The organism is Bacteroides sp. AF29-11, assembly GCF_003602895.1.
Classification (GTDB): Bacteria; Bacteroidota; Bacteroidia; order Bacteroidales; family Bacteroidaceae; genus Bacteroides; species Bacteroides uniformis.
In genome coordinates this window covers 50,647-76,199 of record NZ_QTLY01000004.1, presented here as the reverse complement: position 1 = coordinate 76,199, position 25,553 = coordinate 50,647, and the positions used below count along the sequence as shown (strand labels likewise).

Annotated in this window: 22 protein-coding genes; 13 read left to right on the top strand and 9 right to left on the bottom strand. The window is 46.3% G+C overall.

Annotated elements, in window-relative coordinates:
- Nucleotides 1–195: 195 nt before the first annotated feature.
- From leuS to DWZ03_RS08005, 3 genes are read left to right on the top strand one after another with little or no spacing between them, the layout of a single operon-like run.
- Nucleotides 196–3,033, top strand: coding sequence for a leucine--tRNA ligase (leuS, locus tag DWZ03_RS08015; RefSeq protein WP_009037512.1), 2,838 nt, complete (start codon nt 196–198; stop codon nt 3,031–3,033).
- A 5-nt stretch (nt 3,034–3,038) separates the two neighbouring features.
- Nucleotides 3,039–3,941 carry a YitT family protein gene (locus tag DWZ03_RS08010; RefSeq protein ID WP_005825197.1) on the top strand — a complete coding sequence of 301 codons (903 nt, stop codon included), beginning with the start codon at nt 3,039–3,041 and terminating at the stop codon, nt 3,939–3,941.
- Nucleotides 3,942–3,978: 37 nt separating this feature from the next.
- Nucleotides 3,979–4,557, top strand: coding sequence for a non-canonical purine NTP diphosphatase (locus DWZ03_RS08005; protein ID WP_120129536.1), 579 nt, complete (start codon nt 3,979–3,981; stop codon nt 4,555–4,557).
- Nucleotides 4,558–4,650: 93 nt separating this feature from the next.
- Here the strand turns inward: DWZ03_RS08005 and nadA are convergent, their stop codons facing one another.
- Nucleotides 4,651–5,589, bottom strand: coding sequence for a quinolinate synthase NadA (gene nadA / locus DWZ03_RS08000; RefSeq protein ID WP_005825202.1), 939 nt, complete (start codon nt 5,587–5,589; stop codon nt 4,651–4,653).
- 464 nt (nt 5,590–6,053) lie between these two features.
- Between nadA and DWZ03_RS07995 the strand changes: the two genes are divergently transcribed.
- From DWZ03_RS07995 to DWZ03_RS07985, 3 genes are all read left to right on the top strand, one after another.
- Nucleotides 6,054–6,581: an RNA methyltransferase gene (locus DWZ03_RS07995; protein WP_117688942.1), complete on the top strand. Its 528-nt coding sequence runs from the start codon at nt 6,054–6,056 to the stop codon at nt 6,579–6,581.
- Nucleotides 6,582–6,904: 323 nt separating this feature from the next.
- The gene (locus tag DWZ03_RS07990; protein ID WP_005825206.1) at nt 6,905–7,867 is read left to right on the top strand and encodes a YitT family protein; all 963 of its coding nucleotides are present in this window, start codon (nt 6,905–6,907) and stop codon (nt 7,865–7,867) included.
- Between the two features lie 129 nt (nt 7,868–7,996).
- Nucleotides 7,997–8,737, top strand: coding sequence for a DUF5131 family protein (locus DWZ03_RS07985; RefSeq protein WP_044468589.1), 741 nt, complete (start codon nt 7,997–7,999; stop codon nt 8,735–8,737).
- On the opposite strand, the gene DWZ03_RS07980 is transcribed toward DWZ03_RS07985, so the two are convergent.
- Nucleotides 8,732–9,364 (bottom strand): DUF4294 domain-containing protein, encoded by a 633-nt coding sequence (locus tag DWZ03_RS07980; RefSeq protein WP_005833968.1) that lies wholly within the window; start codon nt 9,362–9,364, stop codon nt 8,732–8,734. The two genes, DWZ03_RS07985 and DWZ03_RS07980, sit on opposite strands and share 6 nt — an antisense overlap.
- A 97-nt stretch (nt 9,365–9,461) precedes the next feature.
- On the opposite strand from DWZ03_RS07980, the gene DWZ03_RS07975 reads away from it, so the two are divergent.
- The 3 genes from DWZ03_RS07975 to DWZ03_RS07965 all read left to right on the top strand — a co-directional run bounded on the left by DWZ03_RS07975 (nt 9,462) and on the right by DWZ03_RS07965 (nt 12,939).
- Nucleotides 9,462–11,507 (top strand): helix-hairpin-helix domain-containing protein, encoded by a 2,046-nt coding sequence (locus tag DWZ03_RS07975; protein ID WP_120129533.1) that lies wholly within the window; start codon nt 9,462–9,464, stop codon nt 11,505–11,507.
- Nucleotides 11,508–11,645: 138 nt separating this feature from the next.
- Nucleotides 11,646–12,419, top strand: a complete 774-nt coding sequence (locus DWZ03_RS07970; protein ID WP_009037516.1) for a radical SAM protein — start codon at nt 11,646–11,648, stop codon at nt 12,417–12,419.
- A 10-nt stretch (nt 12,420–12,429) separates the two neighbouring features.
- Complete coding sequence (locus DWZ03_RS07965; protein ID WP_009037517.1) at nt 12,430–12,939, top strand: flavin reductase family protein; 510 nt, start codon at nt 12,430–12,432, stop codon at nt 12,937–12,939.
- Between the two features lie 5 nt (nt 12,940–12,944).
- Here the strand turns inward: DWZ03_RS07965 and DWZ03_RS07960 are convergent, their stop codons facing one another.
- On the bottom strand, nt 12,945–13,784 hold the full coding sequence (locus tag DWZ03_RS07960) for a DNA/RNA non-specific endonuclease (protein WP_035447454.1): 840 nt from the start codon (nt 13,782–13,784) through the stop codon (nt 12,945–12,947).
- Between the two features lie 7 nt (nt 13,785–13,791).
- Nucleotides 13,792–15,474: a SulP family inorganic anion transporter gene (locus tag DWZ03_RS07955; protein WP_120129530.1), complete on the bottom strand. Its 1,683-nt coding sequence runs from the start codon at nt 15,472–15,474 to the stop codon at nt 13,792–13,794.
- 321 nt (nt 15,475–15,795) lie between these two features.
- On the opposite strand from DWZ03_RS07955, the gene rbr reads away from it, so the two are divergent.
- On the top strand, nt 15,796–16,374 hold the full coding sequence (gene rbr / locus DWZ03_RS07950; RefSeq protein ID WP_005825226.1) for a rubrerythrin: 579 nt from the start codon (nt 15,796–15,798) through the stop codon (nt 16,372–16,374).
- A gap of 131 nt (nt 16,375–16,505) precedes the next feature.
- Here rbr and nadB read toward each other — a convergent pair whose 3' ends face one another.
- Together nadB and DWZ03_RS07940 are read right to left on the bottom strand one after the other, a co-directional pair.
- Nucleotides 16,506–18,077 carry an L-aspartate oxidase gene (nadB, locus tag DWZ03_RS07945; RefSeq protein ID WP_016272212.1) on the bottom strand — a complete coding sequence of 524 codons (1,572 nt, stop codon included), beginning with the start codon at nt 18,075–18,077 and terminating at the stop codon, nt 16,506–16,508.
- Nucleotides 18,078–18,153: 76 nt separating this feature from the next.
- Nucleotides 18,154–20,073 carry a tetratricopeptide repeat protein gene (locus DWZ03_RS07940; RefSeq protein WP_005825236.1) on the bottom strand — a complete coding sequence of 640 codons (1,920 nt, stop codon included), beginning with the start codon at nt 20,071–20,073 and terminating at the stop codon, nt 18,154–18,156.
- A 220-nt stretch (nt 20,074–20,293) separates the two neighbouring features.
- Here DWZ03_RS07940 and DWZ03_RS07935 point away from each other — a divergent pair, with 220 nt between their 5' ends.
- Entirely contained in the window at nt 20,294–20,668 is a 375-nt protein-coding gene (locus DWZ03_RS07935; RefSeq protein WP_005833976.1) for a helix-turn-helix transcriptional regulator, read from the top strand.
- Nucleotides 20,669–20,701: 33 nt separating this feature from the next.
- Nucleotides 20,702–21,094, top strand: a complete 393-nt coding sequence (locus tag DWZ03_RS07930; protein WP_057089630.1) for a PH domain-containing protein — start codon at nt 20,702–20,704, stop codon at nt 21,092–21,094.
- Between the two features lie 33 nt (nt 21,095–21,127).
- On the opposite strand, the gene DWZ03_RS07925 is transcribed toward DWZ03_RS07930, so the two are convergent.
- Entirely contained in the window at nt 21,128–21,733 is a 606-nt protein-coding gene (locus tag DWZ03_RS07925; protein ID WP_005833978.1) for a hypothetical protein, read from the bottom strand.
- 202 nt (nt 21,734–21,935) lie between these two features.
- Between DWZ03_RS07925 and DWZ03_RS07920 the strand changes: the two genes are divergently transcribed.
- On the top strand, nt 21,936–22,682 hold the full coding sequence (locus tag DWZ03_RS07920; RefSeq protein ID WP_044468289.1) for a LytR/AlgR family response regulator transcription factor: 747 nt from the start codon (nt 21,936–21,938) through the stop codon (nt 22,680–22,682).
- A gap of 153 nt (nt 22,683–22,835) precedes the next feature.
- On the opposite strand, the gene DWZ03_RS07915 is transcribed toward DWZ03_RS07920, so the two are convergent.
- The gene (locus DWZ03_RS07915) at nt 22,836–24,047 is read right to left on the bottom strand and encodes a hypothetical protein (RefSeq protein ID WP_117887849.1); all 1,212 of its coding nucleotides are present in this window, start codon (nt 24,045–24,047) and stop codon (nt 22,836–22,838) included.
- On the bottom strand, nt 24,044–25,360 hold the full coding sequence (locus tag DWZ03_RS07910) for a DUF4270 family protein (RefSeq protein WP_120129527.1): 1,317 nt from the start codon (nt 25,358–25,360) through the stop codon (nt 24,044–24,046). The genes DWZ03_RS07915 and DWZ03_RS07910 overlap by 4 nt, the downstream gene beginning before the upstream one ends.
- Nucleotides 25,361–25,553 lie beyond the last annotated feature (193 nt).

Sequence of the window (25,553 nt, the reverse complement as noted above, 5' to 3'; positions counted from 1 at the left end):
AAAATTAGTTTTAAAAGCACATCACAAATGTAAGTAATAAAAAGTGAATTATCAAGTCTTTGCCATTGTTTTTTATGTTACTTCGCTACAAATCTGAAAATAAACCCGTAACTTTGCACCGATATTAACCGAATACTAACCGGTTTTAACCATTGAATAAACAATGTTTTCAACAAAATATTAATAAGTACCACTATGGAATACAATTTCAGGGAAATTGAAAAGAAATGGCAGAAAAGGTGGGTGGAAAACAAAACCTACCAAGTGACGGAAGACGAAACGAAGAAAAAATTCTATGTACTGAACATGTTCCCCTACCCCTCCGGTGCGGGATTGCATGTAGGTCATCCGCTGGGATATATTGCTTCGGATATTTACGCCCGCTACAAACGACTGCAAGGTTTCAATGTACTGAATCCCATGGGATATGACGCTTACGGACTTCCAGCAGAACAATATGCCATACAAACGGGACAGCACCCTGCAATTACGACCGTCAACAATATCAACCGATACCGTGAACAGTTGGATAAGATAGGTTTCTCTTTCGACTGGAACCGCGAAATCCGTACCTGCGAACCGGAATATTACCATTGGACCCAATGGGCATTCCAAAAGATGTTCAACAGCTACTACTGCAACGATGAAAAGCAGGCACGTCCCATCCAGGAACTGATTGAAGCATTCAGCCAAACCGGTACCGAAGGAATAAACGTGGCTTGCAGCGAAGAACTGAGTTTCACCGCCGCAGAGTGGAATGCCAAGAGCGAAAAGGAACAACAGGAAATCCTGATGAACTACCGTATAGCCTATCTGGGCGAGACGATGGTAAACTGGTGCCCTCAGCTGGGAACCGTACTTGCCAACGATGAAGTGGTGGACGGCGTAAGCGAACGAGGCGGCTTCCCCGTCATTCAAAAGAAGATGCGTCAATGGTGTCTCCGTGTATCTGCCTATGCACAACGCTTGCTGGACGGACTCGATACCATCGACTGGACCGAATCCCTGAAAGAAACCCAAAAGAACTGGATAGGACGCAGCGAAGGCGCTGAAATAGAATTCAAGGTAAAAGACAGCGATTTGGAATTCACTATCTTCACCACCCGTGCAGATACCATGTTCGGCGTCACCTTCATGGTATTGGCTCCCGAAAGCGAACTGGTACAGCAACTTACCACCGACACACAGAAAGATGAAGTAAACGCTTATCTGGAACGCACCAAGAAACGTACCGAACGCGAACGTATTGCCGACCGTAGCGTTACCGGTGTATTCTCCGGAAGCTATGCCATCAATCCCTTTACCGGTGAGGCAGTTCCCATCTGGATAAGCGACTATGTACTTGCAGGATACGGTACGGGTGCCATCATGGCTGTGCCTGCGCACGACAGCCGTGACTATGCTTTTGCCAAGCACTTCGGTCTCGAAATTCGTCCGTTGGTAGAAGGCTGCGATGTAAGCGAAGAGAGCTTCGATGCCAAGGAAGGCATTGTATGCAACTCTCCACGCGAAGGCGTTACTCCCTATTGCGACCTCTCACTGAACGGGCTGACCATCAAGGAAGCGATTGCCGCTACCAAGAAATATGTGAAAGAGCATAACTTGGGACGTGTAAAGGTGAACTTCCGTCTGCGCGATGCCATCTTCTCACGCCAGCGCTATTGGGGCGAGCCGTTCCCGGTTTACTACAAGGACAACATGCCTTACATGATTGACGAGAGCGCCCTGCCCTTGGAACTGCCCGAAGTAGCCAAATTCCTGCCTACCGAAACCGGTGAACCTCCATTGGGACATGCCGCAAAATGGGCTTGGGATACCGTAAACAAATGCGTCGTAGAAAACGAAAAGATAGACAACATCACCGTCTTCCCGCTGGAACTCAATACTATGCCCGGATTTGCCGGTTCAAGCGCCTATTATCTGCGCTACATGGACCCACACAACAACCAGGCACTTGTAGACAAGAAAACGGATGAGTACTGGCACAATGTAGACCTTTACGTAGGCGGTACCGAACATGCCACCGGTCACTTGATATACTCCCGTTTCTGGAATAAGTTCCTGTACGACCTCGGCATTTCCGTAGCCGAAGAACCGTTCCAAAAGCTGGTGAACCAGGGCATGATTCAAGGACGGAGCAACTTCGTCTATCGCATCAAAGATACCAATACATTCGTGTCCCTGAATCTGAAAGACCAGTACGACACTACCCCACTCCACGTGGATGTGAATATCGTATCCAATGATGTTCTGGACCTTGAAGCCTTCAAGGCATGGCGTCCAGAATACGAAACTGCCGAGTTTATTCTGGAAGACGGCAAGTACATCTGCGGATGGGCTGTGGAAAAGATGAGTAAATCCATGTTCAACGTTGTCAATCCCGATATGATTGTCGACAAATACGGTGCCGACACTCTCCGCATGTACGAAATGTTCCTCGGCCCGGTAGAACAATCAAAGCCGTGGGATACAAACGGAATAGACGGTGTGCACCGCTTCATCAAGAAGTTCTGGTCACTGTTCTACGACCGCAACGACAATTATCTGGTAACGGATGAACCTGCCACCAAGGAAGAACTGAAATCCCTCCATAAACTGATTAAGAAAGTGACGGGAGACATCGAGCAATTCTCTTACAACACAAGTATCAGTGCCTTTATGATTTGTGTAAACGAGCTGTTCGGAATGAAGTGCAGCAAGAAGGAAATCCTGAACCAGTTTATCATCGTTCTGGCTCCCTTTGCTCCGCATGTATGCGAAGAGTTGTGGGAGACACTGGGCAATGCAGGCTCCGTATGCGATGCCAAGTGGCCGGTATGCAACGAAGAATACCTGGTGGAAGATACGGTCAACTATACGGTTTCCTTCAACGGAAAAGCACGGTTCAACATGGAGTTCCCGGCAGATGCGGCATCGGATGCCATCCAGACTGCTGTATTGGCCGACGAACGTTCTGAAAAATGGATGGAAGGCAAGTCCATCGTCAAAGTAATCGTAGTGCCGAAGAAGATTGTGAACATCGTTGTCAAATAACAGATATGCAAATTACAAAACCAACCAAAGCGGAAGTGACGAGAGAGCTGAAGGATTATATCTTCATCACTCTGGGACTCATCAGCTATGCACTGGGATGGGCGGCATTCCTCATTCCCTATCAGATTACGACCGGAGGTACTACCGGTATCGGTGCCATCATCTATTATGCCACCGGATTTCCCATCCAGTGGTCATACTTCATCATCAATGCCGTACTGATGACTTTTGCCATCAAGATACTCGGACCGAAGTTCAGTATCAAGACTACGTTTGCCATCTTCGGACTCACTTTCTTCTTATGGTTTTTTCAGTTGCTGGTGAACGGTTCGGACGGCGTCCCTCCCCAACTGCTGGGCGAAGGACAAGACTTCATGGCTTGCCTGATAGGTGCGGCAATGTGCGGTGCCGGACTGGGTATCGTGTTCAACTGCAACGGCAGCACAGGAGGTACGGACATCATTGCAGCCATCATCCATAAATACAAGGATGTCACGCTGGGACGCATGATTATGGCTTGCGACTTCATTATCATCAGTTCCTGCTATGTGGTATTCCATGACTGGCGACGCGTGATATTCGGTTTTGTAACTTTGTTTGTCATCGGATTTGTACTGGATTACATAGTCAACAGTGCCCGGCAATCCGTTCAATTCTTTATTTTCTCCAAAGAATATGAAAAGATTGCCGACCGCATCACCAAAGAAACCCATCGCGGTGTAACGGTACTCGACGGTATCGGCTGGTACAGTAAACACAACGTGAAGGTACTGGTCGTCCTTGCCTACAAACGCCAATCGGTAGAAATATTCCGGATGGTGAAAGATATAGACCCGAACGCTTTCATTTCCCAAAGTTCCGTCATCGGTGTATACGGAGAAGGTTTCGACCGGTTGAAAGTGAAATAGGGACTTGTATAAGCCACAAGTATAAGGAGAACATAATATGAGAAAGAAATTTGTATTTGCCACCAACAATTCACACAAACTGGAAGAAGTGACTGCCATTTTGGGAGAGAAGGTCGAACTTCTCAGCATAAAGGATATCAAATGCGATACTGACATTCCGGAAACTGCAGACACACTTGAAGGAAATGCTTTGCTGAAAGCAAGATATATCTTCGATAACTATCATCTGGACTGTTTTGCCGACGATACCGGTTTGGAAGTGGAGGCCCTTGGTGGGGCACCGGGTGTATATTCCGCCCGTTATGCCGGCGATGCACACAATTCGGAAGCAAACATGAAGAAGTTGCTGAAAGATATGGAGGGCATCGAGAACCGGAAAGCGCAATTCCGTACCGTATTTGTACTTATCATCGACGGAAAGGAACATCTGTTTGAAGGCATCGTGAAAGGAGAAATCACGAAAAACAGAAAAGGCGCTTCAGGCTTCGGTTATGACCCCATATTCATTCCCGAAGGATATACGCAGACTTTCGCAGAAATGGGGAATGAACTGAAGAATAAAATCAGTCACCGGGCATTGGCCACTAACAAGTTGTGTAAGTTCTTAATGAGATAATGTTTTTAATGTGCTGATATGCTAATGTGCCAATGTGCTAATTGGCTGCGCTGTCACGCCGAAAGGTCATTGGCACATTGGCATATCAGCACATTATAACCCCAGTTGAGCCGATATTTCCAACATCCTCTTAATCGGTTTCACTGCTTTTTCTGCAATCTCAGCATCCACCTTTATTTCCGGTGATTCATTTTTCAAACAATCATAAAGCTTTTCCAGTGTATTCAGCCGCATGTAACTGCATTCATTGCAGGCACAAGTGCTGTCGTTGGGAGGAGCCGGAATAAATGTTGTCTGCGGGCATTGTTTCTGCATCTCGTGCAGGATACCGCTTTCGGTAGCTACAATGTAGCTCTTTTCGGGATGTGCCACTGCGTACTTCAGCAAAGCTGCCGTAGAGCCTACCACATCAGCCAGTTTCAAGACTGTACTCTTGCATTCGGGATGTGCCAGTACCACCGCATCGGGATGCTGCCGTTTTATTTCAACAATCTTTTCAACCGAGAATTCCTCGTGTACATGGCATGCGCCATCCCATAATAACATATTTCTTCCGGTAATGGAGTTGATATAATTACCCAAGTTCCGGTCCGGGCCAAAGATTATTTTCTCATCTTTGGGGAAGCTTTCCACAATCTGCTTTGCATTGGTAGAAGTTACCACCACATCGGTCACCGCCTTTACGGCAGCCGTTGTGTTCACATAGGATATCACCGTATATCCGGGATGCTCTTTGACAAACTGACTGAATTTGTCTGCCGGACAACTGTCTGCCAACGAACAGCCTGCCGCCATATCGGGCACCAGTACCTTCTTGTCGGGACAAAGCACCTTCGCCGTTTCTCCCATGAAGTGCACACCGCACATCACGATGATGTCCGCCTCCGTTCGGGCCGCCCATTGCGCCAAAGCCAGACTGTCGCCCACGTAATCGGCTATATCTTGTATTTCACCTTTCTGGTAGTAGTGCCCCAGAATGATTGCGTTCTTCTCCTTCTTCAGCTGCTTGATAGCTTCTATAAGATTATCCATAATTATATTTTTTAATTTCTCTTTCTTCTTTAAAAATCCTTTGATAGTAATGATAGGCTGTTAACAGTGTGGACAAATAAATACGATTTTTCTTGCCTATGAAGTTATTAGTATCAAGCTGAATTTTACTCTTATGCTTATAAACCGGGGTTTTTAAGTTTATCCGTTGATAATAAGACTTCTGCTAAACAGCATTAACATGTTGTTAATAATATGCAAAGTTAATAACTTTAGAGTTATAAACCGATGAAACCAGGCTGAAAAATATGTTGAATGAAGCCTGGAAAATTCTCCTTAACTTTTTTGGTTTGTTCGTTTCACTGCTGTAATATGCAGACCTTTGAATAATGCAAGGATTATTTTTAAAATTGTTTCCCTATTGTATTGACACCTTTTCAACGGTTATTAACCGGGATATAAACGGAAAAAAGTATCTTTGCAGGGAGATTTAAAAGTATATTGTCATGCGTAAACTGAAGATAACTGAACTGAATCGTATTAGTGTAGAGGAATTTAAGGAAGCCGAAAAACTGCCTTTGGTAGTGGTATTGGATAATATCCGCAGTCTCCATAATATAGGTTCCGTTTTCCGTACTTCGGATGCTTTCCGCATCGAGTGCATTTATCTTTGTGGCATTACAGCTATCCCACCCCATCCGGAGATGCACAAAACAGCTTTGGGAGCGGAATTTACCGTAGATTGGAAATATGTTGATAACTCTGTTGAAGCTGTTGATAACCTAAAAGCCGAGGGATACATCGTTTATTCTGTAGAGCAGGCGGAAGGTAGTGTGATGCTGGACGAACTGGTGCTGGACAAGACTAAAAAGTATGCTGTGGTAATGGGAAATGAAGTGAAGGGTGTTCAACAAGAAGTGATTGACCATTCGCACGGTTGCATTGAAATTCCTCAATACGGCACAAAGCATTCGTTGAATGTATCGGTTACGGCGGGTATTGTTATTTGGGATTTATTCAAGAAACTGAGATAATAACAGGGCTGTTAATAAGCTGTCAATATATCGGGTTTGTTGGAGCTATAGATCGAACACGGTGCATCTATAGATCCAGCGTGTTGCATCTATAGATCCAATAAACTAGTTCTATATAGGTATGATGAGAGATTTTATGAACAGTGGTTGATTATAAAAATCAACCACTTTATTCATTGTAAATTAATGCTTTATCTTCTACTTTATCCTTTTTGTTAACCATGTATTCAACACATATCGGTTGTATGTGGAAAACTTGCTGTACAGTTGGTGTCTTTTCTTATTTTTTGTATATTTGCTGAATATATATAAATCATATCGATATGAAAAAGATAATATCTTCATGGATAGGCATTTTTGTAGGTTGTACTATTCTGGCAGCAGGTTTTGTTTACTTTATCAATCCTTATAATCTTGTTCCTGGCGGGGTGTATGGAGCTAGTATTGTGCTTCATAATCTGTTCCCTTCTATTCAGGTAGGTACTTTCGGTTATATGTTTGATATTCCTTTGCTTATCATTTCCGTGCTGGTACTGGGAGCAAAATTGGGAGCACGTACTATCGTGGCGGCACTATTCACTCCGCTTGCCATGAATGTGCTGTCTCTCCTCTCCTATCCTTCTGAAGAAGCGCTCCATCAGTTGGACCCTACACAGTTGCTGGGTGGCAGTCTGAATATGTCCGACCATTTGATGCTGACTTCTGTGATTGGTGCGGTGGTTATCGGTATAGGCTGTGGTATTGTAGTGCGTAGCCGGGCTACTACAGGAGGTACGGATATTGTGGCGATGATATTGCAGAAATATTGCCATATACGTTTTTCAAAGGCGATACTGCTGGTAGATGGCATTGTGGTGGGATTCGGCCTATTGGTTATCGGTTTCGGTATCGGAAATCCGGATGATGCTACACAACCTTCGTGGCATTTGTCTTTCTATTCACTGATAGCTATTTTTGTCACTTCAAGGGTATTGGCCTATGTGATAAATGGGGAGAAGAATGACAAGATACTGTTTGTCATCAGTGATATGCGCCTTACCGCTTTGCACGACTATATTCTTAAAGATTTGGACCGTACAGCCACTTGCATCAAAAGTAGTGGTCTTTATACCAATGTAGACAAGGAAATGCTGTTTCTTGTGGTGAGTTACAAGGAAGTGGTAGGTATCAAGCAGAAGATAAGGGAAGTAGACCCAAAGGCTTTTGTAGTGGTTACCGATGCTTATGATGCATTTGGTGAAGGTTGGAAAGAGCTTCCGATGGCAGGAGAGGTACAACCCGAATAGGTAGTAATAAACAATTGTTCATTCTGTTATTAACTGAATATATAGCTTAATATCAATTGTTTAATAACTGATTATTTATGTTGCTAACATAGTTTTCAACATGGTGTTAACGATAAGTTTTTTGTTTGAATGAACGGTATTGTTGCGAAGTCGATGATGTGGAACTTATGGCATGGTTGCCATAAATTGAGTGCAGGTTGCAAGCATTGTTATGTTTATCGTGGTGATGCCCGACGAGAGGTGGACAGTTCGGTGGTGGTGCGGACAAAAAACTTTGACCTGCCTTTGCGTAAAAAGCGTAACGGAGAATTCAAGATACCACCTGGAACATTTGTCTACACCTGCTTTACTTCCGATTTCTTTGTGGAAGATGCTGACAAATGGCGGGCCGAAGCATGGGAGATGATTCGTTGTCGCAGTGACCTGCATTTTATGATGATTACCAAGCGTATAGACCGTTTTTCTGACTGTCTGCCCGATGATTGGGGAGACGGATATGATAATGTAACCATTTGTTGTACGGTTGAAAACCAGGCTTGCGCCGATTATCGCTTGCCCATCTATAGGAGAGCTCCCATAAAGCATAAGATAATAATCTGTGAACCGCTGCTGGAAAGGATAGATTTAAGTACTTATGCTGTTGGCGAATGGATTGAACAGATAGTTGCAGGGGGAGAATCCGGTTACGAAGCCCGCCCTTGTGATTTTGAATGGGTGATGGACCTTCGCAGAATTTGTGTGGAAAATAAAGTGGACTTCTGGTTCAAGCAGACCGGTTCTAAGTTCGTCAAAGACGGAAAGACATATAATGTGAAACGCCAATTTCAACATTCGCAGGCACGCAAGGCGGGAATAAACATCAGTTTATAATTGTCCGCTTTCTACCATCAATATCACCCGTTCGGTCAATGCATCGTCTCCCATAGGGTCGTATTGTTTTTTTAGACTGGCGCCGAAGAGTGCGGCAAAAGTCTGGTAGAAACCGGCTTTGAAAGGGCCCATAAAAGCTTTTACCAGTTCATATCCGGTGGAGTTGGTCTGTCGGTCTACCAGTTTTATTAACAGTTTGCCTTGGGCAAAGGTAAGTTTCTTCATGCGGGGAGTGTATTGCTCCTTCAAGCTTTTCTCTACTGCTTTCATGTGTTTCTGGCGGGCTTTCTCGGTGGGCAGGGTCATCATGTATTCGTAGGTTTCAATGATGGCACGGTTAATCTCCTTGGAGATGGGAAGTACCTTCTTTACGTCACGAATGAGTTTGTAGTACTTGTTCATGTCGCGCTTGTTCTTGAATTTAAGCGGCTTGAAGATGTAGACAGTGGGGAGCTTGACATAAGGGATGGTATCTCCTTCGTAAACGCACATGGGAGTAAGATAGACACTCTTTTGCGCAGCAGACTGTGGTTGCTGCTGTGCAAAACATTTCAGGCTTCCGAGAGAAAGAAACATGATGAGTATTACTATGTTAAGCCTTGCGTTCATGTTGCAAAAGTACACCATTCTGTGTAATGTTGTTGCATCATGTTGATTTTTCCTTGCTCAATTAACTTATTTAAGGTAACTTCGCTTCCCAAAACATGAAAGTGACCTACTATTAATGGAATTACTCAAGATAGGAGTTTTTGTAAGTATGCTGTCAATGACTCCTATGCTTGAAGCTCAAAATATATCCGGCCTTCAGAAAGAACAGCCTTTACTTCTTTTGGAAGAAAATTTGGAACAACTTTCCATCGGGAATGAGGAAGAATACGGTTGGAAAGATGAATTGGAGGAGTTGTCCCGACGTCTGCAAGAGCCTGTCAACCTCAATGCCGCCACTAAACGGCAATTGGAGCAGTTTCCTTTTCTTACGGATATACAGATAGAGAATCTTCTGGCTTATGTCTATATACACGGACAGATGCAGACCATTTATGAATTGCAACTGGTGGAGGAGATGGATAAACGTACCATCGACCTACTGCTGCCCTTTGTCTGTGTGCGGGCAGTGAAAGCGGGTAGGGGGTATCCTGCTTTAAAATCTATACTGAAATACGGGAAACACGAAACATTGGCACGTTTGGATGTACCGTTCTATATCCGTAAAGGATATGAGAAGAATTACCTGGGACCTTCCCTTTACCATTCTTTGCGCTATAATTTTCATTATGGAGATTATCTCCAAATAGGCGTGACGGGAGAGAAGGATGCCGGAGAACCCTTCTTTGCCCTGCACAACAGAAAAGGCTATGATTACTATTCTTTCTATTTTCTGATAAAGAATCTGGGGCGGCTGAAGGCTTTGGCATTGGGCAATTACCGTCTGAGCTTCGGGCAGGGACTGGTACTTAGTACGGATTTTCGTTTAGGAAAAACATTCTCTATGTCTACAACAGAATATCGTACCGGAGGCATCCGTAAGCATAGTTCTACCGATGAGTACAATTATTTCCGGGGAGTGGCGGCAACGGTGGGAGTATTGCCTTACTTGGATATTTCGGCTTTCTATTCGCATCGCTCCATGGACGGTGTGGTGGAGGATGGCGAGATAACTTCCATTTACAAGACGGGATTGCATCGCACGCAGAAGGAGGCAGATAAAATGAATGCCTTTGCCTTGCAGGTGATAGGTGGAAACATGACCTATGAAAAGAACTCTCTGAAGGTGGGAGTGACGGGGATTTACTATTTTTTCGACCGTCCTTACAAGCCTCGGTTGAACAAGTATGCAAAGTACAATCTTCATGGAAGTGATTTCTATAATGTGGGCATGGATTATAGGTATCGTCTGGGCCGTTTTGTCTGGGTGGGGGAAGCGGCAACCGGCAGTAAAGGCTATGCGTTGCTGAACCGGCTGAAGTATAATCTTTCTTCCGATTATCATCTGCTACTTGTTCACCGGTATTATTCATATGATTATTGGACTTTGTTTGGGCGTTCCTTTGGCGAAAGCAGTATGCCGCAGAATGAGAACGGATGGTATCTGGCAGCAGAGGCCACACCTTTCGCCCGGTGGAAGTTTTTCACTTCACTGGATGTGTTTTCTTTTCCTTGGTGGAAATACCGTATAAGTAAGCCCTCAAAGGGAGTGGATGCCATGTTTCAGGTTACTTATACTCCTCGAAAGAGCCTTTCGATGTATTTTAATTATCGGTACAAACAGAAAGAAAGAGACGTGACGGGTACAAGCGGTGCAGTTATCGAACCTATCTATCACCATAAACTCCGTTATCGGCTGACCTATATGCCGGGAAGATATATCTTTCGTACTACAATAGATTATAACCACTTCCGTCAGCAGGATGGGGAAGGGTATCGCTTTGATAGACGGCAAGGTTATCAGTGTACTCAATTTTGCTCGTACACTTTCCCCTTCCCTCTGTCAGTTTCCGTGCAGGGAACCTGGTTTCATACGGACGATTACGATTCGCGTGTTTACGCCTCCGAGCGTGGATTGTTATATACTTTCTATACCCCTTCCTTCTATGGCAAAGGGTTCCGTTACTCCGCTCATCTGCGATATGATTTGAGTAAGAACTTCATGTTTCTTGCCAAATTCGGACAGACGGTTTATCAGGATAGGGAGACGATTGGTTCGGGCAATGATGAGATACCGGGAAATAGGAAAGCGGACTTGCAGATGCAACTGCGTATCAAGTTTTAGAGGAATGATTGATAGCTTTTTTATTTCTTTCTTTATCTTTGTCCGTATGATAATCCAAGGATGAACTCTGGAGTGCTAAGATTAGTAGATACTCGGAGTATTAAATAGTAAATAGTAAATCGTCAAATAGTAAATAGTATGACTGTCATTTATCCATCTCCCATATTCGGTCCCGTTCATTCTCGCCGTCTGGGAGTATCTTTGGGAATAAATTTATTGCCGGCAGACGGCAAAGTATGCACCTTCGACTGTATTTATTGTGAATGTGGTTTCAATGCCGACCATCGTCCCAAACAGCCGTTGCCTACGCGCGAAGAAGTCCGTTCGGCCCTTGAAGCCCGCCTGCGGGACATGCAGCAAAACGGACCTACACCGGATGTACTGACTTTTGCCGGTAATGGAGAACCGACGGCACATCCCCGTTTCCCCGAAATCATAGAAGATACACTTGCCTTGCGCGACAAGTATTTTCCGAATGCAAAGGTGAGCGTACTGAGCAATTCTACCTTTATTCATCGTCCTGCCGTATTCGAAGCTTTGAACAAGATTGACAACAACATCCTTAAACTGGATACGGTGGATGAAGAGTATGTCCGTGTACTTGACCGTCCTACCGGACATTACTCCATCCGGGAGATTATAGAAGGGATGAAAGCGTTCAAAGGGAACTGCATTATCCAGACCATGTTTCTCAAAGGAAGTTATAAAGGACAAGATATGGATAATACATCCGATAAATTTGTTCTTCCCTGGCTGGAAGCTGTCAAGGAGATTGCTCCCCGCCAAGTGATGATTTATACCATCGACCGTGAAACGCCCGACCATGATTTGCAGAAGGCCACTCATGAGGAACTGGATCGCATTGCAGAACGGATACGTGAAACGGGTATACCGGTAAGTGTTTCTTATTAATAATATACTTATGAAATCAATAGCAATTAAAGATTTAAGCGAGAACTTCTTCGAAGTGATAGGCAAAGAGTGGATGCTGGTTACGGCAGGCAGTAAAGAACATTTCAACACCATGACTGCCAGTTGGGGAGGTATTGGCTGGCTTTGGAACAAGCCGGTGGTGTTTGTCTTTATTCGTTCCGAGCGCTATACGTATGAGTTTATGGAGGAGAACGAATATTTCACCCTTTCTTTTTTAGGAAAGGAAAACCGGAGCATTTACAACCTTTGTGGCAGTAAATCGGGTAGGGAAGTGGATAAGGTAAAGGAAACTGGTCTGAATCCTATCGTTACCGAGCGGGGAAACATTCTCTTTGAGCAGGACCGCCTGGGATTGGAGTGCCGCAAGCTTTTCATTACCGATATGAAAGAAGAACTCTTTCTCGACCATTCCGTCTACGAGCGTTGGTATGGCGGTGACCACGGTGGATTGCACCGGGTTTATGTAGCCGAGATTGTAGATGCCTGGGTAAAGGAATAGCTCCTTTACCACAATTTCAAGTCATATTCGGCTTCCACCTTCTCTTCTATTTCATCCGGAAGGGCGGGGAAGAAGTCGATACCTGTAATACGTTCCACTTCGTCCACTGTATTGACGTAGCTGTCCAATGGATGATTGCCTGATGCATTCTTATAAATGAAGCCGATGGCTTTGGGGGGATTGCTGTCTGCACACAGAACGACCTTGAAGAATGCTTCGGGCACTGTAATTTTGTGCTTCTTACCAATGGTACGGTGACGTTGGTCATAGAGAATAGGACCGCATACAATGCATATCTTGCCTTCTTCTTGTGCCCAACGGCGGCATGACTCTTCCAGTTCTTTCCAGTCGCCACGGTTTAGATTGTGGTTCTGCGGGCAAATGTTTGTCATGTAGAAGCTCTCTTGCATGGCTTTCCAGTGCCAGCGGTTGTCACCGGCCGGACACATATGTCCGCGGTCCATGCCGGCTCCTTTGTAGTCATCGGTGGTTACTGCCTCGTGCTCAGGCAGGTCGGGGTCGGGCAGGAACTTGTCTGTACGGCTTTCACGCTCCACCAGTTTTTCGGGAATGAGTTCCCAGGCTACCCAGTTGGGTATCTTTAAATCTTTGTTGTAGGATACTGTGTAGCCTTTCCGCTGGAGAATCTGTTCGGAGACGTTCTTCAGCTTTGCCGGTATTTCAAGGCGTGTGCCTGCCGTGAGTTCTATTTTGGCAGGCGTAGAACTCTTTTGCCTGGCATCCGAAAGTATCTTTGCAACGGGTTCATAGGCAAGGCAGACCGCACATATAAACAATATAAGATAATAGACGCCTTGCGATTGTTTCTTTTTTTTTCGTGCCATGCCGGGATTAGTGTTGGATAATCATTTTGGCCCTTTCCAGTGCCACATTTATGTTCGGACAGATATTTTCTTCGCCCAACAGCTCATAGAAGCCCGATTTTTCCAGTACCTTATGTACCTTTTCATTGACACCGGAGAGCACAATGATTATTTTTTCCTTTTGGGACATCTCACAAAGGCTTGTCAAGTTGTGGATACCGGTAGAATCGATGAACGGAACTTTACGCATGCGGATGATGCGCACTTTGGGGCGGTCGCCCAGCCGCGCCATGATTTCTTCGAATTTGGTGGCGATGCCGAAGAAGTAAGGACCGTTTATTTCATATACTTCCACATCCTCGGGGATTATCAGATGCTCGTCATTGCTTGCAATGTCCGATTCTGCATTCGGGTCTATTTCATCTTTGATGACGGATATTTCGGTAGTCTCCATGACGCGGCGCATAAACAGCACGCAGGCAATCACCAGACCTACTTCAATGGCAATAGTCAGGTCGAAGATGACGGTCAGGAAGAAAGTAATCAGCAGTACCGTGACATCCGATTTAGGATTCTTCAATAATGCCTTGAACGTACGCCAACCACTCATGTTATAGGATACTATGACCAGTACACCCGCCAGGCAAGCCATTGGGATATACTGTGCCAGCGGCATGAGGAACAGTAGGATAAGCAGCAATACCACTGCATGCACCATGCCTGCTACGGGAGTTTTTCCTCCGTTGTTGATATTTGCCATGGTACGCGCGATGGCTCCGGTGGCAGGGATACCGCCAAACAGCGGGGTAGTCATGTTGGCAACACCTTGTGCTATCAGTTCCGTGTTGGAATCGTGTTTGTCGCCTATCACACCATCGGCCACGGTGGCAGACAGCAAAGATTCGATGGCACCCAGTACAGCGATTGTAATGGCTACGGGGAACAAGTTCTTTATCGCTTCCCAATCCAGGGCAGGCATCACGGCATCCGGCAGTTCGGCACGGATGCTGAAACGGTCGCCGATGGTATCAATACAATCAATGCCTCCATATACTTTCATCAGCCAGACTGCCACTGTCACCACGATGATGGCAATAAGTGACCCCGGAATCTTCTTCGAGAACCGCGGTGTAATGGCAATGATGAAGATGCTGACAATACTTACAATCGTGTTCCACCAGTTTACGGTATCGAAATGTCGGAAATAAATCATCCATTTTCCTACAAAGTCTCCCGGAACTTTCTCTCCTCCGAACGTCAGCCCGAAAATGTCGGCAATCTGCGTAGTGAAGATGGTGACGGCAATACCGCTTGTAAAACCTACGATGATGGGATAGGGGATAAACTTAATGACAGCTCCCAGCTTGAAAACTCCCAGCAGGATAAGCAGTACGCCTGCCATCAGTGTGGCGACAATAAGCCCCGATTCACCGTATTGCTGGATGATGCCATAGATAATGACGATGAACGCACCGGTCGGTCCTCCAATCTGTACCTTGCTCCCACCCATCAGGGAGATGATGAAACCAGCTATGATAGCCGTAATGATACCTTTCTCCGGTGATACGCCGGAGGCGATACCGAATGCAATGGCAAGCGGGAGGGCAACGATACCTACAATGATACCTGCCATCAGGTCTGCCATGAACAGTTCTTTAGAGTAATTTTTTAAAGCCGTGTATAGCTTTGGTCTGAATCCGAACGCTTTCATTATAATCTACTTTTTTATACGTTTTTTTATACAGAATGTAATGTATATATTGCAAATTGCCTGCAAAAGTAGATAAAATAATGGATATTAGTGAACACAACTGTGATGTATTTTGTTTTCCTTATCAGATATGTGCTATTAATTATGTCTGAAATACCTCTTCGGGTTATCGGTGAAGATAGATTCTTTCTATAAGACGATAAATAAATCCGATGGGGCAGAGGTGTGATTATTCCAAACTAAATTCGTAATTTTGTGTTGTTTATAAACAGTACGAACGACATTTATACGTAATTATATTAACTAATAAAAAAAGAGACTATGGCTAAAAGTGTTAAAGGAACTCAGACTGAGAAGAATCTGCTGACTTCATTCGCTGGTGAATCACAAGCAAGAATGCGTTACACTTATTTTGCAAGTGTAGCCAAGAAAGAAGGTTACGAACAAATCGCCGCTATTTTCACAGAAACGGCTGACCAGGAAAAGGAACACGCTAAACGTATGTTCAAGTGGCTGGAAGGCGGTATGGTGGAAATCACCGCTTCTTATCCTGCAGGTGTTATCGGCACTACCCTGGAAAATCTTCAGGAAGCTGCTGCCGGCGAACACGAAGAATGGTCATTGGATTATCCTAAGTTTGCTGATATTGCAGACGAAGAAGGTTTCCCCGAAATCGCTCTTATGTACCGTAACATCGCCATTGCCGAAAAGGGACACGAAGAACGTTATCGCGCTTTTATCCAGAATATAGAGACTGCCAGCGTATTTGCCAAGGAAGGCGAAGTGGTATGGCAGTGCCGCAACTGTGGTTTCATCTACACCGGTAAGGAAGCTCCTCAGGTATGCCCGGCTTGCTTGCATCCGCAGGCTTACTTCGAAGTAAAGAAGTCAAACTATTGATAATGTCTCCTGCTTGTGCAGGTATGGATAACGGGAAACGCCCGGATGCTCTGAAGAAAGCATCCGGGCGCTTTGTTTAAATGACCATGTTCGTTTTCCGTGCCAGTATAGTGGCGCGAGTTTTACTTTAGTTACTTCCCGACGTGCGGATAGTCTATCGTGTAGTGCAGTCCGCGGCTTTCCTTGCGTTCCATGGCTTGCTTTGTTATCAGGTATCCTACGTTTATCATGTTGCGCAGTTCGCACAGCTCTCGGGTAGCCTTGCTCCGCTTGAAGAGTGCTTCTGTCTCCTCGTAAAGTATGTCCAGTCGGTTCCAGGCACGTGTCAACCGGGTATTGCTGCGGACAATACCTACGTATGCCTCCATAATCTGGTTCACTTCCTTCATGCTTTGTGTGATGAGGACACGTTCTTCGGTGGAAATGGTACCTTCGTCGTTCCATTCGGGAATGTCTTCGTTGAAGTCATAACGTTCCAGTACGCTCAGCGCGTGTTTGGCTGCCGCGTCGGCATAAACCACGGCTTCAATCAGTGAGTTGCTTGCCAGACGGTTGCCACCATGCAGTCCGGTGCACGAACATTCGCCGATGGCGTACAGGCGGCGGATGCTGCTCTGTCCGTCCAAATCCACCTTGATGCCACCGCAGAGATAATGGGCGGCGGGGGCTACCGGTATGTATTCCTTTGTAATGTCTATACCGATGCTGAGGCATTTCTTGTATATGTTAGGGAAGTGCTTCTTGGTTTCTTCGGGGTCTTTGTGGGTGACGTCCAGATACACATGGTCCTCACCGCGCTGTTTCATTTCGTTGTCGATGGCACGCGCCACGATGTCACGCGGGGCCAGTGAGAGTCGCGGGTCGTACTTCTGCATGAATTCTTTTCCGTCTTTGGTACGCAGCACGCCGCCATAACCGCGCATGGCTTCGGTGATGAGGAACGAGGGGCGGTCTCCCGGATGGAAAAGGGCTGTGGGATGGAACTGGATGAATTCCATGTCTTTCACTGCTCCCTTGGCACGGTAGACCATGGCAATGCCGTCTCCCGTGGCCACCAGCGGGTTGGTGGTATGGCGGTAAACGGCTTCGCAACCGCCCGTTGCCATGATGGTGACTTTGGAAAGGAAGGTATCCACCTCGCCCGTCGCTTCGTTCAGCACATAGGCACCGTAGCACTTGATGCCGGGGGTGTGGCGGGTAACGATGATTCCCTGGTGATGCTGGGTAATGATTTCCACAGCGTAATGGTCGGTCAGTACGGTGATGTTGGGGTGTTGCTTCACAGCTTCAATGAGGCTGGTCTGTATCTCTGCACCCGTATTGTCCTTATGGTGGAGGATGCGGAATTCGGAGTGGCCGCCTTCTTTGTGCAGGTCAAACTCTCCGTCCTCCTTTTTGTCGAAGTTCACTCCCCATTTGATAAGCTCCTTGATTTGTTCGGGGGCATTGCGCACCACCTTCTCTACGGCTTCACGGTCGCTTATCCAGTCACCCGCAATCATGGTATCTTCGATATGCTTTTCAAAATTGTCTACGGCCAGATTGGTGACAGAGGCGATACCTCCTTGTGCAAAATAAGTGTTTGCCTCTTCCAAACCTGCCTTACAAATGAGGGCTACTGTTCCTTTATGCGCTACTTTCAGCGCAAAACTCATACCGGCAAGTCCGGAGCCGATAACGAGAAAATCGAACTTTCTTACCATAGGTTTTGTGTATTAAACGCCGCAAAGATAGTGTAAACCAAACGTAGAGCAAAATAAGCGGGCTTATTTTTATTTGTTATGTAAGGTATTGTTTCAATACTTCATCCAGGGATTTTTCTTTGGGCAATTCCATGTTCTTGCGCATGCGCGAACGGACTACGTTTACACTATTCCGGTTGATTCCCATGATAAGGGCTATTTCGTCGGTACTTTGGTTCATGCAGATGAGCATGGCCAGCAATTCTTCGTTGCGGGTCAGTTGAGGATAACTTTCGCGGAGCTTGGGCAGATAAGAAGGATGTATGGTGGCAAACGACCGGCGGAATGTGTTCTCATCTTCCCTGCTGAGCAGGCTTTGCACGGTGAGCTGGCGAATGGAGTTGAGGTTATTGGTAGCCATGGCCCGTTCTATTTCTTCCGTCAGTTGTTCGTTGCGACGGTTCAGGTCTTGCTGCCGGGTAATGAGGGTCTGTATTTCCCGTTTGTTGTTTTCTATAAGCTGGTGGTTGGCCTTCCTTCGGATGATGAAATAGGCTGTAGTGGTGATAAGTAGCAACAGTAATGTAATGGAGATGCAGATGTTGTAGAACAACTGCTGTTGCTGCCATTGCACTTGTGCCGAGAGCAGTTTGTTTTCTTTCTCTTTTTGGTTGGCATCAAACCGGATGTTGGCTGCTGCCACAGCACGTTTCTTTTCGTTATTGTCCAGAGAATCGGCAAACTGTCGGTTACGGATGTAGCAACGAGCAAAATCGTCGTTCATGCCTTTGGCCAGATAGTAATCCATTAATATCTCGTTGGCATCGCGGCCTTCCATGAACTTCATGTTGATGAGGTCTTGTGCAGCCCGGTCTATCAGGTGTATGCCGTTTTGCTCCTTCCCGGTTTGCAGTAAGGCCCGGCCTAGGTGGAGGTTGAGTTGGTATTTGGCCCATTGGGGCATCCGCACGGTATCGGGACAGATGCTAAGGGCAAGTTGCAGTGCTTTTTCCAAAGAGTCGGGATAGTCCAGATAACTGTTTACCGTTTCTACTTTGTTTACGAATACGCCCTTAAAGCTGTTTTGTATCATTGACAACTTTTCTCCCAGCCTGAGGTAGTGGAATACAGAGTCCTTTTGATTCATGTTACGAAAGATCTGGGCACGGTAGCGGTACAAGTCTCCCAGTCCGAAGCTGTCTTTCAGCATGGAGTAGTATTGGGCTTTTTTGTTCATTTCCAGGGCCTGGTCGTACATACCCAGTTCGGCGTAGAGATTAGCTTGTTCTCCGTAGGCAATCACTACATTTCCAGGTGCTATGCTGTCGTTGTAAGTGGCTATGGCTTCTTGGTTAGTGGCTATAGCTTTCTCGTATTCGCCACTGAGGTGGTAATAGATGCCCAACCGTGACATTATCCGCAGCATGTTCGGGAAGTTTCCGCCTTTCCGGTAGACATCTATTGCTTTTTCCAAAATTTGGATAGCTTTGGGTAGATTGTTTCCGGAGTACATGTAGACACCGCTTATGATTTCTGCCTGCCGGATAAAGTCATTGGCACTGGTACAGACCGGTAACTGGAGGTAGTCTTCTGCCAGTCGGACAGCTTCCGGGTTATTGCCATACAGTTGGTTCAGTCCGGCCTTGAAGCTCAGCAGTTCGTGCGGGCAATGTTCGCGGATGAGGGGATGGTTCCCAATGCTGTCCATATAGTCGATGCCGTCTTTGTATTGTTTGGTGTTTATGTAATTGTTCCCGCAGGCATTAAATATCTTGCGGGCATAGTAAATCAGGGTATCTGTAGTTCCGTTTTTTTCTGCCGATTCCAGGATTTCGGGCAAGGTCTGTTTGGCAAGATCCAACGTTTGTCGCGCTTTGTTTTCGAGTAGTAAGGCATTGATTTGTTGAAGGACATTGTTCCAATGCCTCATTTCGTCTTGTTCCGAAGAGGTGGAGCGGTTGGTGCAGGCTACAGCTACGAGAATCAGAAGTAAAAATGAAAGTTTTTTGGCATTCATATTTTGTGGACTGTTTGTTTTGTAAGGCAAAGATATAATTTCTTAATTTAAAATTTACAACAATGGACTTGTTTTTTGTTTCTTGTTAATTATTTGATAATAAATATAATATGAAATTGTATATCAGATTGTATATCGTATTCTTATGGTTAGGTTGTGCATATTTTGCAAATTTGTATCAAAACGATTGTAAATATGTATAATGGTGAAATAAGATACAATGAAAACAAAGAAAACAGTGACACCTTTTAATATGCAGGAGATTGCCAGAGCTTTGCGCGAAATGATTTCGGAAGATTCTCCCAATGCTTCGGAGGCTTTGTTGTCCGGAACTCGTGAGGCTGTATTCCGTGAAATCTTTATTTTTCATTATCCTTCTTTTTTAGAGAAACTTTATCAGTCTATTCCGGAGGTGGATAAGGATGAAGAACTGATATGTATGCTGGTAGCTCTTGGACAGTCTGTAAAGGAGATTGCAGAACTGATTTATTTTTCGCCGGAACGGGTAGAATTGTTATGTGCTTCGGTCTGCCGCAAGCTGAATGTGACGGAAGTTCGAGAAATGGAGATACTAATGAAGAAGTTGTTATCATAAAAATACGTACCTTAGCGGCAAAAATCAGATAAAATGAATCGAATCTTTCATGCGCGCATTGCTATGGGGCAGTATCTGTTTCTCATCCTGATAGGTATTCTCGCCGTCTATATGCTTTGGTACAAGTCTCCGTTCCCGGCTGCTATTTTCATGCTTTGGCTGGTGGTTATTATCGAGAAGCTGATTCATACCACCTATACCGTAACGCCCGACGGGAAGTTGGTGCTGTCCTTCGGCCGTTTCTCCCGGAGTAAGGAAATTCTGATGAAAGACATCACTTCTGTGGAGCGTGCTTCTTCCATGCAGGTAGGGCGGTTTGCGGTGATGCGCTATGTGCTCGTGAAATATGGCGAGGGCAAGTGTGCAGTGCTTCTTCCCGTCAAGGAGGAGGAGTTTATCCGGTTACTGGAGGAACGGAGAGGGTGAGCAATAGGGTGTGCCCACGTATGCGATTCCGTTTTAATCTGCCGTTATCGGCTCCATGGTAATGTCTCCTGTGTAGCTTTCCGGAGTTGTTTGTATGAACTTTCCCTTTATCTGTTTTTCCGTTTTTGTATATTCACCTGCGAATGTCAGCGTATAGGTAGCTACAAGCTTGCTGTAGTGTAGTGTTCCTTTTATGATGAGCCGACAGTGAGGTTGTATGCTGATGGTGGAAGTACTGCTGTTTGGACCTTTGGCTTTTGTTGTTTCGCTGCCATATTTTATGGTTGCCCCACTTAACAATAGTTCATCTCCAAACATGTAAGGGGTATTGACGAACACATCTTCTTCCCCCATCCATACAAATGCTTCGGGGTCGTTGCTCTGGAAGGTGGTTTCCTGCCATGTGTCTTCGAAGGGGGAGTTTGTGGTGGTGATACTATTGTTTAAATTGTTTTCCATGATGAAGGGCAGGAGCTCTACATCATACGTACTGAATCCATCCCCTTCTTCAAAAGAGTATTGAATATCTTTGAACAGATATTTTTCAGCATCTTTAATTTCGTCTTTATCATAACAGCCGGTCGTGCAAACAATCAGCATGGCGGACAATACGAGGTGGAATAGTTTCTGTTGTTTCATAGCCTTTACTTTTTGTGGGGATGTACATGCAAAGATAAGTTTATTTTTTGAAACTGTTCATAATAAGCACTTTATTTTCCTGATAATATAGTCTTTCCGTAGAGGCAGATTGTTTTTGAATCATAAATAAAGCTTAATTTTAGCTCTTCTGTTTGCAGTTTTTTGGATGTGGCAGCGTCCATTATGTAAAAAAGAAACGGATATGAACTTGAATTGTGCCATTTTGCATGCGGACCCGGAGATTGCCGGAAGATTGGAAGAGTATATCGGCAAAGTTCCTTTTCTCTCTTTGCACGGAAAGTACGGCAATCCTCTTGAAGCGCTGAAGGATTATTATGAGACAAAAGTGGAAGTTTATTTTGTCGGCATCTATCCGGTGGAAGAAGGTGAAATCAACGGAATGGATTTTTGCAGGCTCTTGTCCTCGTCTACTCGTGTCATTTTCATTACAGACACCGACCGCTATGCTGCCGAATGTTTCCGTCTGGATGCGTTGGACTATCTGATGGACGGGCTCAATTTCTCCACGTTTTTCCAGTCTGTCAGCAAAGCGGCACGCTGGTTCTCTTTGCAGGATGCAGGTACGTCCGCCCCCAAGCAAAGGCAAGGTCCGGAAGAGGTTCCGAAGGTGATTTACATGCGGTGTGACAACCGCATCATGCGGCTCGACCTGGAACGGATAAACTATATAGAAGGTATGGGCGATTATGTGAAGATTTTCTGTAAAGATGCCCCTAAGCCTATCTTGAGCTTGTGTAGCATGAAGTATATGGAAGAAAAACTTCCGGCCGATGAATTTATCCGCGTACACCGTTCTTTTATTGTCCGCATGGACTGCATCAGCGCCATCGGGCGCAGTACACTGCTCATAGAGCAGAAGGATGTCCCCATTGGCGATGCTTACCGCGAAAGGGTGAAAGGGTATGTGTCCAGGCTGGCAGTGTTGTAATACCCTGTTTTCAGATACTATATACTTTGTTTGTTGGATCTATAGTTCCAGCGTGCTGCATCTATATATGCAACGCGTTGCATATATAGATCCAACAAATGATAATCATTCGGTGTAAAATCCGTGTAATCTGTGGTGAACCGGAACCTTGTATTACTTTAGTTTTGCTCTCGAAATCCTTTCCCCGAACGTCAAGTTCAGATTCAGGCTGAATCGGCTTTCCTGCATCAGATTGCTGCGTGTGTTCAGTTGTTTCCGCCAGGTGGCGCCCAGCGAAAGATAGGAGTACCGGATGGGGAAGCTCGCCCCTACACTGGCTTCCAGATACTGCATCTTCCCGCCTTTCAGGTTGATATAGGAGTTGCCGAAACCTATTCCACCCATCAGCTCGGTGGAACGTGCCAGACGTGGCTTGGTAATGTAGCTGCCTCCCAGGTTCACTTTGTGCTGGTTCTCGTATTTCATGGAAGTGTAGGAGGAGGAGTTGCGGCTCCAGTCCAGGTAGTTGTAGTCGGCGGTCAGCACCCAGCGTTCGGTGGTTATGCTGAGGCCGGTGCCGAGGTGCATGGGCAGATATTGTGTACGGCTGTGGTATCCTTTATCGAGGTTCTCGCTGGTAGATGAGTTGCTGTAAGTCAGTGTATTGTCGTGGCTGATGGGAAGGGAGGGAGCAAATACCAGCCCTGCCGCCCACTTCCGTTGTCCGGTCGCACCCCATTCGTAATGTATGCCGAAGTCCGCATAAAAGGCCTGTTTAGAAGATTCGTACTTTACGACGGCGCTTTCCTGCGTTTCGCTTTGCGTCACTGTGCCCGCTATCATCCCCAGGTTGATGCCGACCGACAGTTGCCTGCTCAGTGCAAAGGCATTGGTGACGTAGCACCGGTATAGTCCGCCCGTACCCTCAAAGAGCGAGTAGGTGTAGTTGCCGGGCATTCCCTCTATCTCTTCTTCGGTCTGGATGACATAGCCCACACTGCTGTATGGTGCTGCACCTACAAGGGCATACCAGCGCGGCAGGACACGGAAGCCCATGCTGATGCGGTTGGGGTTGCCGGTGAAGTTGGAGCTGTGTTCGCTCAGAAAGGAGTAGCGGGCATATGAGGCAGATGCACCCACATCGAACGTGAAGCAGGCGGTGTCCATGCGGGTGATGGCTGCGGGGTTCAGCGTGTTCAGAAATCCGGTACGGTTCAGGGCGATGCCCGTGTTGCCCATGCCGGCATAACGTCCGCCGTCACCGGCACTCAGTTCGCCCACTCCGTACATGGAGGTGGGCAGGTTGGTGGTGTTTTGTGCCACGGCGGTGAGGCTTGCCGTACACAGACTGCACAGCAGAAGGGGAATCCGGTAATGGCGTTTCATTGCTCGTTGTATATTTTGAATCTTACGTCTAATCTGCATTGTCTCTCTTGTTCGGGGTCGTTGGTGAAGATGACCTGGTTGAAGGTGGTGGTGCTTTCTTCGTCTGTCAGACTCATCAGCAGTTTCTGCCGCTTGATGCCCGAAGTGCCGTAGTTGTTGCGGATGAATTCGGTGAGGTCGAAGGAGTAGTAGGTCTCTTTCCCGTACATCTCGTCGATGGTCAGGTCGCCGGTCTGTACGGTTACGCCGTCACTGCCGTATACGTAGTCCTCCAGCACATTGTTCTCGTCCGTGATATAAAGGCGGATGTCATCGGGAAGCTGGCTCACTTCGTTGTAGCTCCGGGCCAGAGGATAGAGGTAGAGTGTGGCGCTCTCTATGGAGACTATCTGTCCGGCACTTCCGAGGCTGTTGAGGTAGGGGAATTCCAGTTGGTTGTAGTAACCCGTCAATCCCTGCATATAGGCCAGGCAACCCATGTCGCTGGAGTGGACGAGGTTCTCTATTCCGCTTTTCAGGGAAGCAAGGTGGGTGCCGGTGGGGTCGTGCCGGATACCGGTATAGGCATAGTCGGTGTTTACGTTGAAAGTCAGCACTTGTCCGGTCCGCTGGTTGGAGACTTCCTGATAGTGGAGGTTGATGTTCATGGCAGAATCATTCACCATGAATCCGGTGATACACTGCCCGTCGTTTTCGGGAACAAAGACCAGTCCGGGGAATTTCTTCTTGAACTTGTCTTGGGTATCGAAGTAGTCATCCTGGGCCACGAGGTCATTCAGCAGTTGTTGTCCCCATGAGTCGGGCAGGCGGACGCTTACTTCCTTCTTCCGCCCCGGGCAGGGGGTGAAGGTAAAGCTGAAGAGTGGGGCATCTTCCGTCGGGAGTACGGTGCTGTTGTAAAGGTCCTCGTCGTTGTCCAGCACGATAGGGTTTTTCAGCCGGTAGATGGAGATGCGCTGTTGCGTCAGGGTATCTCCCCAGAAATGGCCCGAAGGTATCATTCGCAGTACGAGGGAGTCGAGGGTATAGGTATAGTCTGTGTTGGGGGTGAAGTCGGACGTGGAGTATTCGGCATAGTAGGTGGCGGATACTTCTCCCCAGGCGCTGCTCCGGTAATGTCCCAGCTGGCAGATGCTGTCGCCCCGGGTCTCTATGGAGTCTAGCAGGATGGTGCTGATGTCTACCGAGCAGGTGTCTGCGTATACATTATAGAAGGAGCTTTCCACGAGGCTCTTTCCAAGCTGCGAGTTCTCGTCTTGGCAGGCGCAGAAGATAGCGAGGACTGCGAATAAGCTGTACAATGACTTCTTCATTTCTGTTCTTTTAGTTGGCGGCAAAGGAAAGGCAAAACTTTTATATCTTCCTACAAAAATCGGCGTTCGGACGGTTTTTATCGGTAAAGGCGTTTAACGGGAATTTCGGACTGTTCGTCGGTTATTTTTGTCGGTGTGGTTGCGGTGGTTTACTTTTGCGGACAGACAAAAAGGACCTCCCGCAGCTTCTTGT

What these genes read in the sequence shown, in the direction of transcription:
- nadB (WP_016272212.1), bottom strand. Translation starts at nt 18,077, where the DNA reads ATGGTAAGAAAGTTCGATTTTCTCGTTATCGGCTCCGGACTTGCCGGT.
- DWZ03_RS07985 (WP_044468589.1), top strand. Translation starts at nt 7,997, where the DNA reads ATGAACGGTATTGTTGCGAAGTCGATGATGTGGAACTTATGGCATGGT.
- DWZ03_RS07965 (WP_009037517.1), top strand. Translation starts at nt 12,430, where the DNA reads ATGAAATCAATAGCAATTAAAGATTTAAGCGAGAACTTCTTCGAAGTG.
- DWZ03_RS07920 (WP_044468289.1), top strand. Translation starts at nt 21,936, where the DNA reads ATGAACTTGAATTGTGCCATTTTGCATGCGGACCCGGAGATTGCCGGA.
- DWZ03_RS08010 (WP_005825197.1), top strand. Translation starts at nt 3,039, where the DNA reads ATGCAAATTACAAAACCAACCAAAGCGGAAGTGACGAGAGAGCTGAAG.
- DWZ03_RS07960 (WP_035447454.1), bottom strand. Translation starts at nt 13,784, where the DNA reads ATGGCACGAAAAAAAAAGAAACAATCGCAAGGCGTCTATTATCTTATA.
- rbr (WP_005825226.1), top strand. Translation starts at nt 15,796, where the DNA reads ATGGCTAAAAGTGTTAAAGGAACTCAGACTGAGAAGAATCTGCTGACT.
- DWZ03_RS07990 (WP_005825206.1), top strand. Translation starts at nt 6,905, where the DNA reads ATGAAAAAGATAATATCTTCATGGATAGGCATTTTTGTAGGTTGTACT.
- DWZ03_RS07910 (WP_120129527.1), bottom strand. Translation starts at nt 25,360, where the DNA reads ATGAAGAAGTCATTGTACAGCTTATTCGCAGTCCTCGCTATCTTCTGC.
- DWZ03_RS07925 (WP_005833978.1), bottom strand. Translation starts at nt 21,733, where the DNA reads ATGAAACAACAGAAACTATTCCACCTCGTATTGTCCGCCATGCTGATT.
- nadA (WP_005825202.1), bottom strand. Translation starts at nt 5,589, where the DNA reads ATGGATAATCTTATAGAAGCTATCAAGCAGCTGAAGAAGGAGAAGAAC.
- DWZ03_RS07955 (WP_120129530.1), bottom strand. Translation starts at nt 15,474, where the DNA reads ATGAAAGCGTTCGGATTCAGACCAAAGCTATACACGGCTTTAAAAAAT.
- DWZ03_RS07975 (WP_120129533.1), top strand. Translation starts at nt 9,462, where the DNA reads ATGGAATTACTCAAGATAGGAGTTTTTGTAAGTATGCTGTCAATGACT.
- DWZ03_RS07995 (WP_117688942.1), top strand. Translation starts at nt 6,054, where the DNA reads ATGCGTAAACTGAAGATAACTGAACTGAATCGTATTAGTGTAGAGGAA.
- DWZ03_RS08005 (WP_120129536.1), top strand. Translation starts at nt 3,979, where the DNA reads ATGAGAAAGAAATTTGTATTTGCCACCAACAATTCACACAAACTGGAA.
- DWZ03_RS07935 (WP_005833976.1), top strand. Translation starts at nt 20,294, where the DNA reads ATGAAAACAAAGAAAACAGTGACACCTTTTAATATGCAGGAGATTGCC.
- DWZ03_RS07940 (WP_005825236.1), bottom strand. Translation starts at nt 20,073, where the DNA reads ATGAATGCCAAAAAACTTTCATTTTTACTTCTGATTCTCGTAGCTGTA.
- DWZ03_RS07980 (WP_005833968.1), bottom strand. Translation starts at nt 9,364, where the DNA reads ATGGTGTACTTTTGCAACATGAACGCAAGGCTTAACATAGTAATACTC.
- DWZ03_RS07915 (WP_117887849.1), bottom strand. Translation starts at nt 24,047, where the DNA reads ATGAAACGCCATTACCGGATTCCCCTTCTGCTGTGCAGTCTGTGTACG.
- DWZ03_RS07970 (WP_009037516.1), top strand. Translation starts at nt 11,646, where the DNA reads ATGACTGTCATTTATCCATCTCCCATATTCGGTCCCGTTCATTCTCGC.
- DWZ03_RS07930 (WP_057089630.1), top strand. Translation starts at nt 20,702, where the DNA reads ATGAATCGAATCTTTCATGCGCGCATTGCTATGGGGCAGTATCTGTTT.
- leuS (WP_009037512.1), top strand. Translation starts at nt 196, where the DNA reads ATGGAATACAATTTCAGGGAAATTGAAAAGAAATGGCAGAAAAGGTGG.